Here is a 14,133-nt window from a genome sequence, read left to right on the forward strand (position 1 = left end):
GTCACTACCTGAATTGTGAAAGAAAGTGATCGTGGCAAGCCACGCGCCAGCCGGCGATGCCACAATTGCGGCACGGTGACGATCTTATCTCGTTGGCAGAGGTAGGTGCGTGCCCGATTGCTGCTTGCGTTTCTCGGTATTTCACGGATTGCGTCGCTAGATCATGGCCCCAGAACTTCTTCTTTCCCGCCGCCGTTTCCTGCGCTTCTCCGGGCTGGCGACGGCAACTGCGCTCGCCGGTTGCACCTCTTCGATGAATACCGATCGCTTCCGCTGGGAGACCGACCCGGTCTATCGCAATCCGGCCCTCGAAGGGGTCCCCGGTGCGTATCTCGAGGGCCGCGATCCTGACCAGGGGCCCTACGAAGAGGCCATGCTGCCGACAGGCATCCCGAGCCTCGATCCGCAATATGCGGGGATCTATGCCACGCGCATCGACGGCGGCTTCACCGTTCCGCAGGTCCCCTACAGGCAGATCGACGCCCGCTACCTGCGTCACGAGGTGGAGGATCCGTTCGGCGAGGCGCCCGGCACGATCATCGTCGACACCGCCAATCGCTATCTCTACCTCACCCAGCCGGGCGGCCGGGCCATGCGCTATGGCGTCGGGATTGGCCGAGAAGGTTTTGCCTGGTCCGGGCGAGGCGTCATCCAGTGGAAGCAGGCCTGGCCGCGCTGGACCCCGCCGGATTCGATGGTTGAGCGCCAGCCCGAACTGCGTCCGTATTCCGCCCGCAACGGCGGCATGTCGCCCGGCCTGTCGAATCCGCTGGGCGCACGTGCCCTCTACATCTTTCAGAACGGCCAGGACACGCTCTACCGTCTGCACGGCACGCCGGAATGGAAATCGATCGGCCGCGCCGTTTCCTCCGGCTGCGTGCGTCTCCTGAACCAGGATGTCATCGATCTCTACAACCGCGTGCCCAACAGGTCCCCGATCGTCGTGATTTAAAAGTTGGCAGAACGCGGGGTTCAGCTTGGTTGATCCGCCAAAATTCTATCCCGTTCCCAACGGTAGAGCACGTCAGGTTCGCGCTCCTCGTTGCCGCTGCCGTCGGTTTCGCTGATCGCTACGAAGCCGTGTCGTTCATAGAAGGCACGCGCCGGTCCGTTGCGCTGGAACGTCCATAGCTGGAGGTGCGAATTGCGCGTCGTGGCGACGCCGAGAAGCGCGCTTCCCGCACCTTGTCCCTGGCGGCTCGTCAGGACGTAAAGTTGATCAATCCATCCGTCGCGGAAAGCGATGATGCCTACAAGTTCGCTGTCGACAGCGCCCCAGATCTCGCAGCTCTTGAGGAGATGTTCGCGGAAGTACGCGCGATCCTCCGCCGGTGTATGAAGGCCGGCGAGCCACGGAAGACGTTCGTCGAACGAGGCGCGCAGCACACGTGATGCCGCCTCCATCTCGTCCAGTATCAGCCGTCGAAGGCGAAAGGTCGTACGATATCGCTTTGCCATTTTTTACCAGCTCGATAGGCCGATTAGGCATGCCCAAAACGGCAATAAGCGCTGCGATCTCCCCCGGGTAATCGGCCGTGAGCGGCTTTCGAGGTCGCAGCGCCGGTCATCGCTCAGCGGAGCATTGGCATTCCTCCAGCGTCATTCGCGATCCGTCAATCATCGGCGAGTTTCTGCAAATTTCGCAGATTGCCGGCGAGGTCCCGGAGGCTGGCGCTCAACCCGTCAAGTTCATCGGCGGAACAGCCGGCCGCCTTGCCGATCTCCTTCAGGATGGCCTTGGCCTCCTGCCGCATGTCCTTGCCCTTTCGCGTCAGCGTGATCAACACCTGCCGTTCGTCAGCCCGGTCGCGGGTGCGCTCGATATAGCCGCTGGCTTCCAGCCGCTTGAGCAGCGGGGAGAGGGTGCCGGAATCGAGGTGAAGGGCATCGCCCAGCGATTTCACGCTTCTGCCGTCGTCTTGCCAGAGCGACAGCAGCACCAGATACTGCGGGTAGGTCAGTCCGTAAGGGTCGAGCAGCGGCTTGTAGGTGCGGTTGAACGCGTGCGCCGCCGAATAGATGGCAAAACAGAGCTGGCGATCGAGAAAGAGCATCCCGTCGTCAGGCATTTGTCCATCGGCCGTGTGAGGTTTGCGGGTCATGCGCCATTGTCGCAGCAGTGCCCTGAAAGTGCAATGTGCAAAATTATATTGTGCGCAATTGAGTTATGCGCTACATATCGACCATCAACCAGGAAGGAGATCAGACATGCCGATACTCTACACCACCAAGGCATCCGCCACCGGCGGCCGTGCAGGCCATGGCGCTTCTGAAGACGGCGTGCTCGACGTCACGCTCACCGTGCCGAAGGAACTCGGCGGCGACGGTGCCCGCGGCACCAATCCAGAGCAGCTCTTCGCCACCGGCTACTCTGCTTGTTATCTCGGTGCGCTGAAATTCGTCGCCGGCAAGGAGAAGATAAAGATCCCGGATGAAGCGAAAGTGACGGCGACCGTCGGCATCGGCCCGCGCGAAGATGGCACCGGCTTCGGCATTGAGGCCGCGCTTGAGGTTTCCGTCCCCGGCGTCGACAAGGCAATCGTCGAGGACCTTGCCAAGAAGGCCCATGTGGTTTGCCCCTATAGCCACGCCACCCGCGATAACCTGAACGTCAAAACCACGGTTGTCTGAGGAAAGCGATCAGTCCCACTGCGATTCCGAATTGGTCTTCGGGATCGCAGCAACGAACCTTTCCTTCGAAATTTTCTATGCTATAATTTTCAAAGGAAAGGATGGGTGTCATGCTTACGCTCGATATCAGGCAGGCTTCCGCTCCGGCAGGGGAAGGGGCGGTGATGACCAAGGCGGTGGTGCGCGCCGCCGAGCAGCTCGGGCTTTCGGCGCGTGTGCTGGCTGGCGTGCTCGGCCTTTCCGAGGCAAGCGTGTCGCGCATGCGCAGGGATGATTTTACGCTGGAGCGCGGCAGCAAGCCGTTCGAACTCGCTGTTCTGCTTGTCCGTCTGTTCCGGTCGCTCGACGCCATCACCGGCGGTGACGAGGCGGTCTCCCGCATATGGATGACTGCGGACAATCGCGTCCTCGGCGGCCGGCCCATCGATCGCATTATTTCCATTTCCGGCCTCACCGATGTCCTTGCCTATCTGGACGCCCGACGCGCTCTCGTCTGAGGCGCGCGCCTTTGCAAAGCCGGTCTGGCGACTGGTGGAGGCGCAGCATCGCGTCTCGACGCTGAAGCTTGTCGACACGCTGGAGGAGCAAACACTGCTCGAAGGGTTGCTCGAGGAAAGCAAGCCCGTGCTGCCACCCGAGTGCGCGGGCCTCGACTACCTGCTCGCGACACCCTTCCGCTACGGCGCAATCTATCCGCATGGCTCCCGGTTTCGCAGGGCCGGGCGCACTTTGGGTGTCTTCTATGCCGCAGAAGCGGTGACAACCGCTCTCGCGGAAATGGCCTTCTACCGACTGTTGTTCTACGCGGAATCGCCCGAAACGCCGTTTCCTGCGAATGCCGCTGATTACACGGCCTTCTCGGTGGCGACCGGCACAAAGGCGGCGATCGATCTCACGATGCCGCCTCTTGTTCGCGATCACCAGTATTGGAGCAATCCGATCGACTATGCCGCCTGCCAGGCGCTTGCCGAGACGGCCCGGTTGGCCGGAATTGAAGCGATCCGATACCGATCGGTGCGCGATCCCGAAAGTGGCGCAAATGTTGCGCTCCTTTCGGCCCGCGCCTTTGCCGAGCCGAAGCCGCTGGAGCGCCAGACCTGGCGCATCCGTTTATCGACGCACGGCGTGCAGGCGATCTGCGAGTTCCCCGCGATGCGCATCGAGTTTTCGTGCACCGATTTTGGCAACGATCCGCGCCTCGAGCGACCCGGCGAGTAGGCGGCCGCGGACATTGCGGCCGCCCAGCGGGGAGGGGAGAAAGGGCGGTTACTCCCGTTTCCCCGCCGCCGCAAAGAATGCCTCCGGCCCATTGACCTCGACCAGCCGGCGCTTTTCGACAAGCCAGAAGCGGTTGGCGACAGCGCGAACGAAGCTGCGGTCGTGCGAGACGAACAGGCAGCTTGCCTCATGCGCCGTCAGCTCGCTTTCCAGCGCCTCCTGCCCCTCGATGTCGAGGTGGTTGGTGGGTTCGTCGAGCAGGAAGAAGTTCGGGTTCGTCAGCCGCAGGACCAGCATGCCCAGCCGTGCCTTCTGGCCGCCGGAAAGCCGGCCGATCGGCTGCCCCTGCATTTCGATCGTCATGCCCGCGCCGACAAGCAGCGTGCGCGCCCGCTGGTCACCGATGTCGAAGCGCCGGATGATCGTGCGCAACGGCGTCTCGGCATCGGCGAGATCGGCAAGCGCCTGGTCGCCGTAACCGAGCACGAGGCTGGGTGTCGCCTTGATGCCGGCCACGCCCGTGCCCTCGATCGCCGCCTTCAGCGCCGAGACGAGGCGCGTCTTCCCCACGCCGTTGTGTCCGAGCAACACGATGCGGTCGCCCTGGCAGACGAACTGTTTTCCGGTGCGGAAAAGCAGGGTGCCGTCCGGAGTCTCGATTGCCGCGTCCTCCAGCGTGACCAGCACCTTCGCATGCGTGCCGCGGTTGACGAGCCGGATAGCGCCGGTCGAGCGTTCGAGATGCGCAGGCCTGGCCGAATCCTCCAACTTCTCCGCCCGCTGCTTCAATTGCTTGGTCTTCACAACGAGAAGGTCGGAGCCGGAATTGATGCCGATATTGTTCAGCTTGGCCGCCTGTTGGCGCAGCTGCTGCGCCGTCTTCATATCGCGCTGGTAGCGCCGTTCGTCCGCGGCATCGGCTTCATCGAGCGCCGCCCGGGCACGCGAATAGGGCAGGGCGAAGACCTGCGACCGCTCGGGTCGCAGAAACAGCGTCCGGTTGGTCGTGGCGTCGAGGAAGGCGCGGTCGTGGCTGGACATGACCACCGGCACGTCGCGCGGCAGGGTGTTGAGCCATTCTTCCAGTTGGAAGATGCGGTTCAGGTCGAGATGGTTCGTCGGCTCGTCGAGCAGCAGCACGTCCGGCTCTGTGACCCAGGTCCGGGCCAGAAGCGCCAGCCGCTGCCAGCCTCCGCTGAGCTGCGAGAGGGCGCGCGTGCGAAACGCCTCGGGCACCTCCAGCGATTCCAGCACCACATCGACGCGCCAGCTTTCATGCTCGGCCTGATCGGCCGGCAAGGCGGCGAGCACGGCCTCGTGGAAGGTGGCGCCAAACAGGGCGGGCGGCACATTCTGTTCGACGTGGCCGACCGTCAGCCCGCGCGCCTTGGTGATCTCGCCTTCGCCGGGTTCGATATCGCCGGCAATGCAGCGGAAGAGCGTGGACTTGCCCCGGCCATTCGCCGCGACGAGGCCGATGCGATCGCCGGCGTTGACAGAAAGGTTCAAGCCGGAAAAAAGCGGCGCGGCAAGGGTGACGCCGAGATTGCGGATATTGATGAGCGACATGATCGATCCCTGATCGAAATCCAAGCGAACGCCGCATCGAGGGCCTCAGCCATCATCGAAGGGCGCGTTCGAACTCGGAAGCATTGAAATTTGCGCACGTCACGCATGGACGCACGCTGCCACGAGGGGCAGACCAGGGACAGGTGTCGAGAAAACGGTCTCTGGTCAGCCCTGCAAACGCATTTGCAGGGCACGATCGGGACCATGCGTCAGATTGGGCAGGAAATCGAATCTCACGTCCGCCCTCCTTTCGCGCGGTTAATTCGAGAGGGTTTCGATAGCATCAAGCGGTGCCGATTGCAATCTCCGGCGGTGAAGCCCTAGCGCGGGGCAAAACGGGCCGACCAGCGCCGGGGGATGAGGATCGAGGCCGCCGTCACGAGCGCGGCGACGATGAAGGGCGCCCAGGCGGCTGCGCCGGCAGTGTGACGCTGCAGCATTGCGCCGGCGATTGCGCCCGCCAGCATGCCGCTCCACGGTACGAGCTGGACGAGCCACTGGTTGTTGCGCGCACCCAGGATCCAGCGCCCGAGACCGCGTCCGAAACGGGAAAGCCCACCGGTGACATAGGTCAGGCCGATCGGCAGTCCTTCGATCTGCTCGACGGCTGCATTGATCGTTCCCATCGAGAAGATCAGAAGCAGGAACCGTGCCTCGCGGATATCCGGAACGAGTGCGGAGGCCGCAAGCAGAGCGGTTACGCAGAGCAGCACGCCATGCGACCTGAAGCGGCTGGCGATGATGACCCCAGCACTGTTGCCGAACACGAAGGCAGCGAGCCCTGTCAACAGCAGAATCGCGCGAAACGTGTCGCCATCGGCGATCGCGACGGAGGCGCGGGTGGTGTTGCCGCTCATGAACGAGACGAATTCGCCGACCGCCATCAGACCGATCGCGTCGGTCATGCCGGCGAGAAACGAGATGGCCGCGACGAGCGCGAGGCCGACAGAACTCCGTTGGCGCCGGATCAGGCGCCGGCGCCGCGCGACAGTCATGCGGGAATCGGTCCGGTTTTGCGTATGCGAGGAGCTAATCAGAGGTAGACGGCCATTGCAAGTTGGGTGAAGTACCGGCGAAGGTGCTGCTCGCAAGCAAGAATTGCAGACTCGAAGCGAGTGTGGATTTTGAGGAAACGCAGCGTTAACGTGGGGGCGCGAAGACGATTGGTTTCCGTCGATGTCGAATACGGTAAGCTGCAGGTAATTTTATGATCGCCGCAGCGGCGGTCTCAGGTAACGGAGTGCCTATTGATTAGGATTTCATTGACATGGGTGATTGACGTTGTGCAGGCAGTAGATGCACTTCAGGATATAAAACCGGGAACGCCTCTTACGGAAAACTGGGGGCAAATTTATTTCGCGCACTTCAATCTGGATGCGCTATTAAATCAAAGTCTGTACAGTAATTCAATCATCAGTTCGCGTTCAGCGGCTGAGAAGTTGCATGCAAAACTTTCTGATATACTCACGCGAAAAAATACTGGTAGCCTGGATGATGCGGATGCATGGTTGATTGAGCATAGGCGAAAAGAGTTTAAAACTATTCTAAACGCGGAGTTAGCTACGCTGCCGACATTCTTTGTTTCGGGAAAGCCGCCCTACAGTACCGAGGCGCTGCTCAGTGGTGGAGAGGCTATAATGCCGCCTGATCTCCAAACGAAAGTTCCAGAAGCGGTCTTTGACGCAAGGGAAGCGGCTCGATGTATAGCGTTTGAACTGGGGACTGCTGGCGCGTTTCATCTTTTCCGGGCATTGGAAGCCGTCGTACGACGTTACTATTCGGAGGTGGCAAAGGGTCATGCGGAACCGAAGCAAAGAAATTTGGGCGTTTACATTCGGGCGCTTACACCGCACGCGAACCCAAAAGTGATCGCCGTTCTAGCTCAGCTGAAAGATCTATATAGGAACCCGATTGTTCACCCTGAGGCAGCGATCACCTTGGAGGAAGCAATAACGATCGCAGGGCTTGTGAGGAGCGCGATCGCGTCGATGCTGAACGAACTGCCAACGGTACCGCAAACTACAACGCTCGCTTCAGTTCAATAGCGTTTCGAAGCGAAAGTAAAACACCATATTGATCTCACCATCGCAAAAAAAACGCGATAGAGGTCACCGCCTCAAGCCTCCCAAGAACACGATGGCTGCCGAGCGATTTGGCCATGCTGCGGGCGGCCGTTTCAACGCCCGCCTATGGCACATCCCGGCGCCTTGCGGCAACTTGTCGGCATTTCGCGGCTACGAGCCCATCTTGCCGTCCGTCTCTGTGGTCGGGCCGATAATGGCGGTAATCTCCGTCACCTTGTCTGCCGGAAAACCGCCGAGCCTGGCGTGCTCGCGAATGACGTCCGCGCTGTCCGCCTCGTGCACGCAGTAGAATTTGTCACCGGCGACGTAGCTCGTGATCCACTTGTAGGGCTTGCCGAGCTCCCGCATGGCCTTGTTCGACGTGGCGGATACATTGCAGAGCTGGTCTGCGCTCAGCTTGTCCGCTCCGGGTATGTCTCGCTCGATGATGAAGGTAGGCATCCTGCAACCTCCTCGCGGTTTGACAAGGATCATCAAGCCGCTTCATCGGAGCGGAAGTCAATCAAATCGTGCGGTCGGGTAGCCGCTGCAATTGATGAATGGACCGGGAGTCGGTTCCGTTGGGCGGCCAAACGACCGCCCAAAGAAACTCAAACGTCGTGGTAGAGCTACCGCCTCAGGCTTCCTAGGATGCCGCGCACGATGGCGCGGCCAAGCGAGTTGGCCATGCTGCGGGCGGCGGATTTCATCGCCGCCTCGACGACCGTTTCGCGCTGGTAACCGGTGCGGCCCTTCGGCTTGGCCGTGCCGGAAGGCGTCGGCTCGTCGTCGCCGAAGCCCGGCAGCGTCCAGCGGCTGCCGCCGTTCTGCTGTTGCTGCGCTGCCTCCTGTTCGGCCTGCTGCTGCGCCTCGAGCTTCTTCGCCCGTGCTGCCAGCATCTCGTAGGCCGATTCCCGGTCGAAATCCTCGTCGTAGAGGCCGGCAACCGGGCTGACCTTCAGCACGTTGGCGCGTTCTGCATCGGTGAGCGGTCCCACGCGCGAGGCCGGCGGACGGACAAGCGTGCGCTCCACCATCGACGGCGCGCCCTTGCCCTCGAGCGTCGAGACCAATGCCTCGCCGGTGCCGAGCTGGGTGATAACCGTGGCGCAATCGAAATCCGGATTGGGGCGGAAGGTGTCGGCGGCGGTCCTGACCGCCTTCTGCTCGCGCGGCGTATAGGCACGCAGCGCGTGCTGGACGCGGTTGCCGAGCTGGGCCAGAACGGTCTCGGGCACGTCGAGCGGGTTCTGGGTGACGAAATAGACGCCCACGCCCTTCGAGCGGATCAGGCGGACCACCTGTTCGACGCGCTCGATCAGAACCTTCGGCGCATCGTTGAAGAGCAGGTGCGCCTCGTCGAAGAAGAAGACGAGCCGCGGCTTGTCCGGATCGCCGACTTCCGGCAGTTCCTCGAACAGCTCGGAGAGCAGCCAGAGCAGGAAGGTCCCGTAAAGCCTCGGGTTCATCATCAGCTTGTCGGCGGCCAGCACCGAGATCGCCCCGCGTCCGTCATTGGTGGTGCGCATGATGTCGGAGATTTTTAGGGCGGGCTCGCCGAAGAAATGCTCTGCGCCCTGCTGTTCAAGGATCAGCAGTTCGCGCTGGATCGAGCCGACGGAAGCCTTGGAGATGAAGCCGAACTGGTTGGAAAGCTCGGTGGCGTTCTCGCCCATGTAGTTCAGCAGTGCCTGCAGGTCCTTCAGGTCGAGCAGCGGCAGCCCGCCCTGGTCGGCGATCTTGAAGGCGATGTTGAGCACACCTTCCTGCGCGTCCGTTGCATTCATCAGCCGCGACAAGAGCAGCGGCCCCATCTCGGTTATGGTCGTGCGGACGCGATGGCCCTTTTCGCCATAGAGATCCCAGAAGATCACCGGGAACTCGTGGAAATCGTAGGGCTGGAGGCCAATCTCTTCGGCGCGCTTGAGGAGAAAGTCCTTCGCTTCGCCCATAGCGCCGATGCCGGAAAGATCGCCCTTCACGTCGGCGCAGAAGACCGGGACACCAGCGTTGGAGAAGCTTTCGGCGAGGATCTGCAGGGTGATCGTCTTGCCGGTGCCGGTGGCCCCGGTCACCAGTCCATGCCGGTTGCCGAATTTCAGTTCGAGATATTCCGGCTTGTTGATGGCGTTGTCCGGCTTGCGGCTGGTTCCGATATAGAGCTTCCCGTCCTGAAATATGGTCTCGCTCACTGTGGTTTCTCCCTTGTGCATGCCGGCCCTTGGCGAGGGCACTCCGGTGCCGTATCACCCGGATGAATTCATTGAATCGCCTCGAAGACTTTATAGGGTGAATGCGGAACTTCAACACCCGTGGTGACAGGGGAGAAAGACCTGTGTACGATAAATTGGCTTTCCCCACGCTTGAGTTCGTTGGTCGATTCCGTTAACGTTGACGTTAACGTCAAATGCATACTGGAGGACTTTCCATGAACGATCTCGTCAATCGCGTCGCCGAAAATGTTGGCATCGAGCCGGCCACGGCTGAAAAAGCCATCGGCATGATGCTCGGCTTCCTCCAGCGTGAGGCGGCCGAAGGGCCGGTTGCGCAGATGATCGAAGCCATTCCCGGCGCTTCCGAGCTGGTCGCAAAGTACAATGGCGAGGGCTCCGGCGGTCTGCTCGGCGGTCTGCTCAGCAAGATGGGCGGCGGCGTTATGGCGCTTGGTCAGCAGCTGATGAGTCAGGGCCTTGGCATGGGCGAGATCACAGGCCTTGCCAAGGAGACGATCGCGGTCGCACGCGAACACGCCGGCAGCGAAGTCGTCGACGAAGTGGTCGGTTCCGTCCCGGGCCTCAGCCAGTTCGTCTAAGGCGAGCGGCAAATATATCGATGACGGTGAGGGGCGGGCCGGTGGTTCGCCCCCAATTTTTTGTGGAGTTTTGTGCGCCGTTCATGCCTTCGAGCAGCACCCGATGTTTCCGTCATGCCGGACTTGATCCGGCATCCAGCGCGCGATGTCCATCGCGCGAAAGACTTAGGCAGTCCCACGGAAACAGGCGAGGTTATTCACGGCGCCGACGCGCCGTGACTGGATGCCGGATCAAGTCCGGGGTGACGGCAGAAAGGCTATTCGCGAGGTGCCTGGAGCGACGGAAGAGAGCTCCTCGTGAGATGCCTTGGGCGCCGTCGCATTTCCGGAACTATGTAGCAAATGCCACTAACCGATAACGATGCGGCGTTGGCGGCTTTGGGCCAATAGCAGACGTCGCACATTGTCCACTACGCGCCATGAGCAGCCATCTCGACGCGCAGTCTCGTGTCCCTGGGGCGGAGCGGGGTGACGATGGTCTCGACTTTCATCAAGAAGGATGTTCTGTCACAAATAGAGATAAAGTGCCGATCGAAAGAGTTTTACGAGTATCGCTGAGGTGGTAGGGCACGCACTAGTTTGCAGCCATACCTTCGAATAGACAGTGTTTCACGGAGTTGAGCTGTGACGCGAAGAGATTTTGATCCAGAAACAGTCACACCTGACGGTAGAGCCGCTACCAAAGGTTACGTTTACAATTCCCAGGCGGAGGGCCCGTGGCGCGGCGTACTCCCGGGAGAGGCTATAAATGGGCCAATCACTGTTCTTGCTTATGGCAATGATACGCTAGGAGAAGGCCCACGGTTGCATGTTCATCCTTATGATGAAACCTTTGTCGTTGTCGCGGGAAGGGCGAGGTTCTTTGTTGGAGACGATGTGATCGAAGCTGGCGCGGGAGAAGCCGTATTGGGACCCGCGGGCGTTCCACACAGGTTCGAGAATATTGGTCCAGGACGGCTACAGACGATCGACATTCACCACTCCACCCGCTGGATTCAGACAGACATCGACTGAATGGCGGGCAAGTACGGCACCGAAACCGCTTTGGTGGCCTTTGCTACCTAATGCCGCGCATTTCCGCAATCACTTCGGCAGGCAGTCTGCCAGGAACGCGACGACCGTGGAGACGGCGGCGTTGTTCCGAAGGTCCTGATGATAGGTAAGCCAGGCCTCGCGGGCAAAGGCTCCGGTCGTTTCGTCCATTTCCGACAGCCCGAGCCGTTTCGCTGCAAAATCTGGCAGGGCGGCAATGCCGAGGCCGGCTTCGGCTGCGGCGCATTGGATCGCAAGTTCATTCGTGCGGAATGTGATCGGGCGCGCTCCCGCGACCGCCTCAAGCCAGTGCTGCTGGGCTATCTCGCCGACGGATTCGTCGAAGGCTACGAACTCGTAGTCTGGTGGCATGTGCGAGGCGAGATACTGCGGCGACGCATAAAGCCGGTAGAGGATCGTCCCGGCCTTGCGGATGACAAGTGTCGTATCCGTGGGGCGGCTGAGGCGCAGCGCGATGTCCGCCTCGCGGCGCGTCAGAGAAATGTTTCGGATATTGCCCAGAAGATGAAGCCGGATGTTTGGGTTCGTCGCGCGGAACGCGGCAATCCGCGGCGTGATCAGGCCGCTGACAATCATTGGCGGCGCACTCACCGAGATCTCGACCACCCTTGCGCCTGGCGGAGACTGTATCGATCGCTCAAGCGCGAAGGCTTCCAGTTCCATGCGCCGTGCATGCTCGGCAACCCGAACCCCTTCTGGCGTCAGCAGATAGCGACGGGGGCGGCGGTCCACCAGGCGAATGCCGAGCTTTGCCTCCAGAGCGCTGATCCGCCTCGCCACCGTCGCGTGATCCACCTTCAGGCGGCGGGCGGCGGCCGAAAGCGATCCGTCATCGACAAGGGCCGCGAAATAGCGCAGGTCGTCCCAGTCCATCATTGTGCAAAATCTCACATTAAATGCGCGGCATTAGGGAATATCGCACAGAAGGGTTTGGATGCAACACATGGGTTCCCGAACGAGAGGAGCCCAGCATGGCCGAGACGGACAGACAGGATAGCGTGAGAAAAGTGGTTCGCCTCCAGGCACGGGCGGGGCAGGCCGACAGGATGCGCACCGCCCTTGCTGAACTGCGCAAGGCGACGATCGTTGAAGCCGGGTGCCGGGAGTTCGATTTCTACCAGTCGATATCGGAGCCGGGTCTCTTCCTGCTGGTCGAGGACTTCGCCAGCCATGCGGCGCTCGACACACACATGCACTTGGCGCATACGCGCGCCTTCTTTGCGCTCGACCTGGTGGCATCCATCGATCCGATCAAAAGGGAGTGGCTGTCGTGAGCGTCACGGCCGATCCGTCGCGCCGTCTGGGTCGCCTGCGCAAGCTGCCGGCGCGCTCCCAGGTGATCGTCATGCCGATGATCCTGTCGCTCTTGATGTCAGGTGTCGTTTCCGCCATCTCGACGCTGCGTGTGGTCGGCCTAGTCGAGGATGTTCACTGGCGTATCCTCCAGGCCTGGGGCGTATCCTATGTCGTTGCCTTTCCGGTGGCGCTCTTCGTGCTCCCGGTCGTCAGGCGGATCGTCGCATTGATGGTGGAGACACCCGTTTCCAAATCAGCGGGGAACCAGCCGGCGTAGCAAGTCTGATCGGTCTGCGGCTTGATTGGCGCAAAGTACTATCGCTTGGCCAGCACGAAGGCGGCGGTAAAGACGGTAAGGGCTGCTCCCACAGACAGCGGGCCTGCGTCCGATCCGCCGACCTCCATGATGATGCCTGTGAGGCTCGATCCGGCACCGCTGCCGATCGCGTATATCAGGGAATAGGCAGCGCTCCCGGCGACCAGCATGCTGCCGCGGAAATTCTCTCCGAGCATGGTGAGCGCGCAGGTGTAGAGCGAGAAACTTGCCGCTCCCATCATCGCGAAGGTGACAAGGATCAGCGCCGGTGTGTCGATGAAGGGTATAGCGAGGTAGCTGAGGGCCGCAACGAAGGCGGTGCCCACGGCAACCCGGTGGCGCGGCAGCCGATCGAGGGCGTAGCCGATGAAAGGCTGGGCAAGGGCGGTCGGCAGCGCCAGCACCGTGACGCTGATCGCAGCAAAAGCCTCTGAATGACCCGTCCTGACGAAATAGACCGGCATGGCCGAGATTGCTGCTATGTCGGCAAAGCCGAAGGCAAAGACCATGGCGATCAGCATCGGTGCCTGGCCGAAGAACCGGAAGAGATCACGTGTTGATGACGGCTCGGGCGCGGTTCTTGTCGAGTACATCAGTGTGGCCGTGGCGAAGGCGACGAGCGCGAGATAGACAGCGGTGAGCGCGAAGCCGAAGCCGTCCTCGGTGCCGAACAGCGGGATCGCCAGGGGACCTGCGGCGAAGCCGGCGCAGATCGATGCGCCATAGAGGCCCGAGATGCGCCCGCGCAGCCGGTCCGGGCAGGCGATACTCAGCCAGGCCTCGCTCAGCATGAAGATCAAGCTGGCACAGAAGCCGAGCAGAAAGCGGGTCACGAACCAGACCAGCGTCGACGAAAAGGCGGCAAAGGTAGCAAGGCAGAGCGAGCAGCCGACGAGACCGGCGATGATCAGGTGCCTAGGCTGGAACCGCTGTGTCAGGCGGCCGATCAAAAGGGTCGCCGCCGCCAGCCCCAGCGCGAAACCCACCGCATTGACGCCGATCATCGTCGAGGAGACGCCGCGCGCCTCCAGCACCAGCGAGATCAGCGGATATGTGACGCCCTGCGCCACCGAAAACGCCGTGACGCCAAGAACCACGGCAACGATCGCCGGCCAGTCGGGCATCGAGTGGGCGTGAACGGACTGTTCGGATTGCATGAGAGCTCCCTCAGCCGG

17 protein-coding genes are annotated in these 14,133 nt (G+C 61.5%); 9 read left to right on the forward strand and 8 right to left on the reverse strand.

From position 1 onward, the window contains the following. Window positions 1-163: 163 nt before the first annotated feature. Window positions 164-952 (forward strand): L,D-transpeptidase, encoded by a 789-nt coding sequence (locus tag IB238_RS02070; protein ID WP_192243118.1) that lies wholly within the window; start codon window positions 164-166, stop codon window positions 950-952. Between the two features lie 20 nt (window positions 953-972). Here IB238_RS02070 and IB238_RS02075 read toward each other — a convergent pair whose 3' ends face one another. Continuing rightward, complete coding sequence (locus tag IB238_RS02075) at window positions 973-1,458, reverse strand: GNAT family N-acetyltransferase (protein ID WP_192243119.1); 486 nt, start codon at window positions 1,456-1,458, stop codon at window positions 973-975. A 155-nt stretch (window positions 1,459-1,613) separates the two neighbouring features. After that, complete coding sequence (locus IB238_RS02080) at window positions 1,614-2,102, reverse strand: MarR family transcriptional regulator (RefSeq protein WP_246723464.1); 489 nt, start codon at window positions 2,100-2,102, stop codon at window positions 1,614-1,616. Between the two features lie 106 nt (window positions 2,103-2,208). Between IB238_RS02080 and IB238_RS02085 the strand changes: the two genes are divergently transcribed. The 3 genes from IB238_RS02085 to IB238_RS02095 all read left to right on the forward strand — a co-directional run bounded on the left by IB238_RS02085 (window position 2,209) and on the right by IB238_RS02095 (window position 3,849). Next, on the forward strand, window positions 2,209-2,631 hold the full coding sequence (locus IB238_RS02085; protein WP_192243121.1) for an organic hydroperoxide resistance protein: 423 nt from the start codon (window positions 2,209-2,211) through the stop codon (window positions 2,629-2,631). A gap of 110 nt (window positions 2,632-2,741) precedes the next feature. Continuing rightward, a complete protein-coding gene (locus IB238_RS02090) occupies window positions 2,742-3,128 on the forward strand; it encodes an MbcA/ParS/Xre antitoxin family protein (RefSeq protein WP_192243123.1) in 387 nt (128 codons plus the stop codon). After that, a complete protein-coding gene (locus IB238_RS02095) occupies window positions 3,088-3,849 on the forward strand; it encodes an RES family NAD+ phosphorylase (protein WP_192243125.1) in 762 nt (253 codons plus the stop codon). The genes IB238_RS02090 and IB238_RS02095 overlap by 41 nt, the downstream gene beginning before the upstream one ends. Before the next feature lie 48 nt (window positions 3,850-3,897). On the opposite strand, the gene IB238_RS02100 is transcribed toward IB238_RS02095, so the two are convergent. After that, a complete protein-coding gene (locus tag IB238_RS02100) occupies window positions 3,898-5,418 on the reverse strand; it encodes an ABC-F family ATP-binding cassette domain-containing protein (protein WP_192243127.1) in 1,521 nt (506 codons plus the stop codon). Window positions 5,419-5,738: 320 nt separating this feature from the next. Further along, on the reverse strand, window positions 5,739-6,413 hold the full coding sequence (locus IB238_RS02105; RefSeq protein WP_192243129.1) for a YoaK family protein: 675 nt from the start codon (window positions 6,411-6,413) through the stop codon (window positions 5,739-5,741). 252 nt (window positions 6,414-6,665) lie between these two features. On the opposite strand from IB238_RS02105, the gene IB238_RS02110 reads away from it, so the two are divergent. Next, window positions 6,666-7,463 (forward strand): hypothetical protein, encoded by a 798-nt coding sequence (locus tag IB238_RS02110; protein WP_192243131.1) that lies wholly within the window; start codon window positions 6,666-6,668, stop codon window positions 7,461-7,463. Window positions 7,464-7,652: 189 nt separating this feature from the next. On the opposite strand, the gene IB238_RS02115 is transcribed toward IB238_RS02110, so the two are convergent. Further along, complete coding sequence (locus tag IB238_RS02115) at window positions 7,653-7,943, reverse strand: DUF4242 domain-containing protein (protein ID WP_192243133.1); 291 nt, start codon at window positions 7,941-7,943, stop codon at window positions 7,653-7,655. Window positions 7,944-8,110: 167 nt separating this feature from the next. Continuing rightward, a complete protein-coding gene (locus IB238_RS02120; RefSeq protein WP_192247273.1) occupies window positions 8,111-9,661 on the reverse strand; it encodes a helicase HerA-like C-terminal domain-containing protein in 1,551 nt (516 codons plus the stop codon). Window positions 9,662-9,909: 248 nt separating this feature from the next. Between IB238_RS02120 and IB238_RS02125 the strand changes: the two genes are divergently transcribed. After that, on the forward strand, window positions 9,910-10,293 hold the full coding sequence (locus IB238_RS02125) for a DUF2780 domain-containing protein (RefSeq protein ID WP_192243135.1): 384 nt from the start codon (window positions 9,910-9,912) through the stop codon (window positions 10,291-10,293). 624 nt (window positions 10,294-10,917) lie between these two features. Continuing rightward, window positions 10,918-11,307, forward strand: coding sequence for a cupin domain-containing protein (locus IB238_RS25015; protein WP_192243137.1), 390 nt, complete (start codon window positions 10,918-10,920; stop codon window positions 11,305-11,307). 69 nt (window positions 11,308-11,376) lie between these two features. Here the strand turns inward: IB238_RS25015 and IB238_RS02135 are convergent, their stop codons facing one another. Next, window positions 11,377-12,222, reverse strand: a complete 846-nt coding sequence (locus tag IB238_RS02135; RefSeq protein ID WP_192243139.1) for a LysR family transcriptional regulator — start codon at window positions 12,220-12,222, stop codon at window positions 11,377-11,379. A 95-nt stretch (window positions 12,223-12,317) separates the two neighbouring features. Between IB238_RS02135 and IB238_RS02140 the strand changes: the two genes are divergently transcribed. Both IB238_RS02140 and IB238_RS02145 read left to right on the forward strand, forming a co-directional pair. Further along, a complete protein-coding gene (locus IB238_RS02140) occupies window positions 12,318-12,620 on the forward strand; it encodes a putative quinol monooxygenase (protein WP_192243141.1) in 303 nt (100 codons plus the stop codon). 26 nt (window positions 12,621-12,646) lie between these two features. Next, the gene (locus tag IB238_RS02145) at window positions 12,647-12,919 is read left to right on the forward strand and encodes a DUF2798 domain-containing protein (RefSeq protein WP_246723566.1); all 273 of its coding nucleotides are present in this window, start codon (window positions 12,647-12,649) and stop codon (window positions 12,917-12,919) included. A 38-nt stretch (window positions 12,920-12,957) separates the two neighbouring features. On the opposite strand, the gene IB238_RS02150 is transcribed toward IB238_RS02145, so the two are convergent. Further along, window positions 12,958-14,115 (reverse strand): MFS transporter, encoded by a 1,158-nt coding sequence (locus IB238_RS02150; RefSeq protein WP_192243143.1) that lies wholly within the window; start codon window positions 14,113-14,115, stop codon window positions 12,958-12,960. Between the last annotated feature and the right edge of the window lie 18 nt (window positions 14,116-14,133).

This window comes from Rhizobium sp. ARZ01 (assembly GCF_014851675.1).
Lineage (GTDB): Bacteria > Pseudomonadota > Alphaproteobacteria > Rhizobiales > Rhizobiaceae > Mycoplana.

Bases quoted from the DNA above. Each gene is read 5' to 3' on its own strand.
- IB238_RS02105 (WP_192243129.1), bottom strand. From the start codon at position 6,413: ATGACTGTCGCGCGGCGCCGGCGCCTGATCCGGCGCCAACGGAGTTCT.
- IB238_RS02100 (WP_192243127.1), bottom strand. From the start codon at position 5,418: ATGTCGCTCATCAATATCCGCAATCTCGGCGTCACCCTTGCCGCGCCG.
- IB238_RS02095 (WP_192243125.1), top strand. From the start codon at position 3,088: ATGTCCTTGCCTATCTGGACGCCCGACGCGCTCTCGTCTGAGGCGCGC.
- IB238_RS02140 (WP_192243141.1), top strand. From the start codon at position 12,318: ATGGCCGAGACGGACAGACAGGATAGCGTGAGAAAAGTGGTTCGCCTC.
- IB238_RS02090 (WP_192243123.1), top strand. From the start codon at position 2,742: ATGCTTACGCTCGATATCAGGCAGGCTTCCGCTCCGGCAGGGGAAGGG.
- IB238_RS02070 (WP_192243118.1), top strand. From the start codon at position 164: ATGGCCCCAGAACTTCTTCTTTCCCGCCGCCGTTTCCTGCGCTTCTCC.
- IB238_RS02075 (WP_192243119.1), bottom strand. From the start codon at position 1,458: ATGGCAAAGCGATATCGTACGACCTTTCGCCTTCGACGGCTGATACTG.
- IB238_RS02135 (WP_192243139.1), bottom strand. From the start codon at position 12,222: ATGATGGACTGGGACGACCTGCGCTATTTCGCGGCCCTTGTCGATGAC.
- IB238_RS02150 (WP_192243143.1), bottom strand. From the start codon at position 14,115: ATGCAATCCGAACAGTCCGTTCACGCCCACTCGATGCCCGACTGGCCG.
- IB238_RS02085 (WP_192243121.1), top strand. From the start codon at position 2,209: ATGCCGATACTCTACACCACCAAGGCATCCGCCACCGGCGGCCGTGCA.
- IB238_RS02115 (WP_192243133.1), bottom strand. From the start codon at position 7,943: ATGCCTACCTTCATCATCGAGCGAGACATACCCGGAGCGGACAAGCTG.
- IB238_RS02080 (WP_246723464.1), bottom strand. From the start codon at position 2,102: ATGACCCGCAAACCTCACACGGCCGATGGACAAATGCCTGACGACGGG.
- IB238_RS02125 (WP_192243135.1), top strand. From the start codon at position 9,910: ATGAACGATCTCGTCAATCGCGTCGCCGAAAATGTTGGCATCGAGCCG.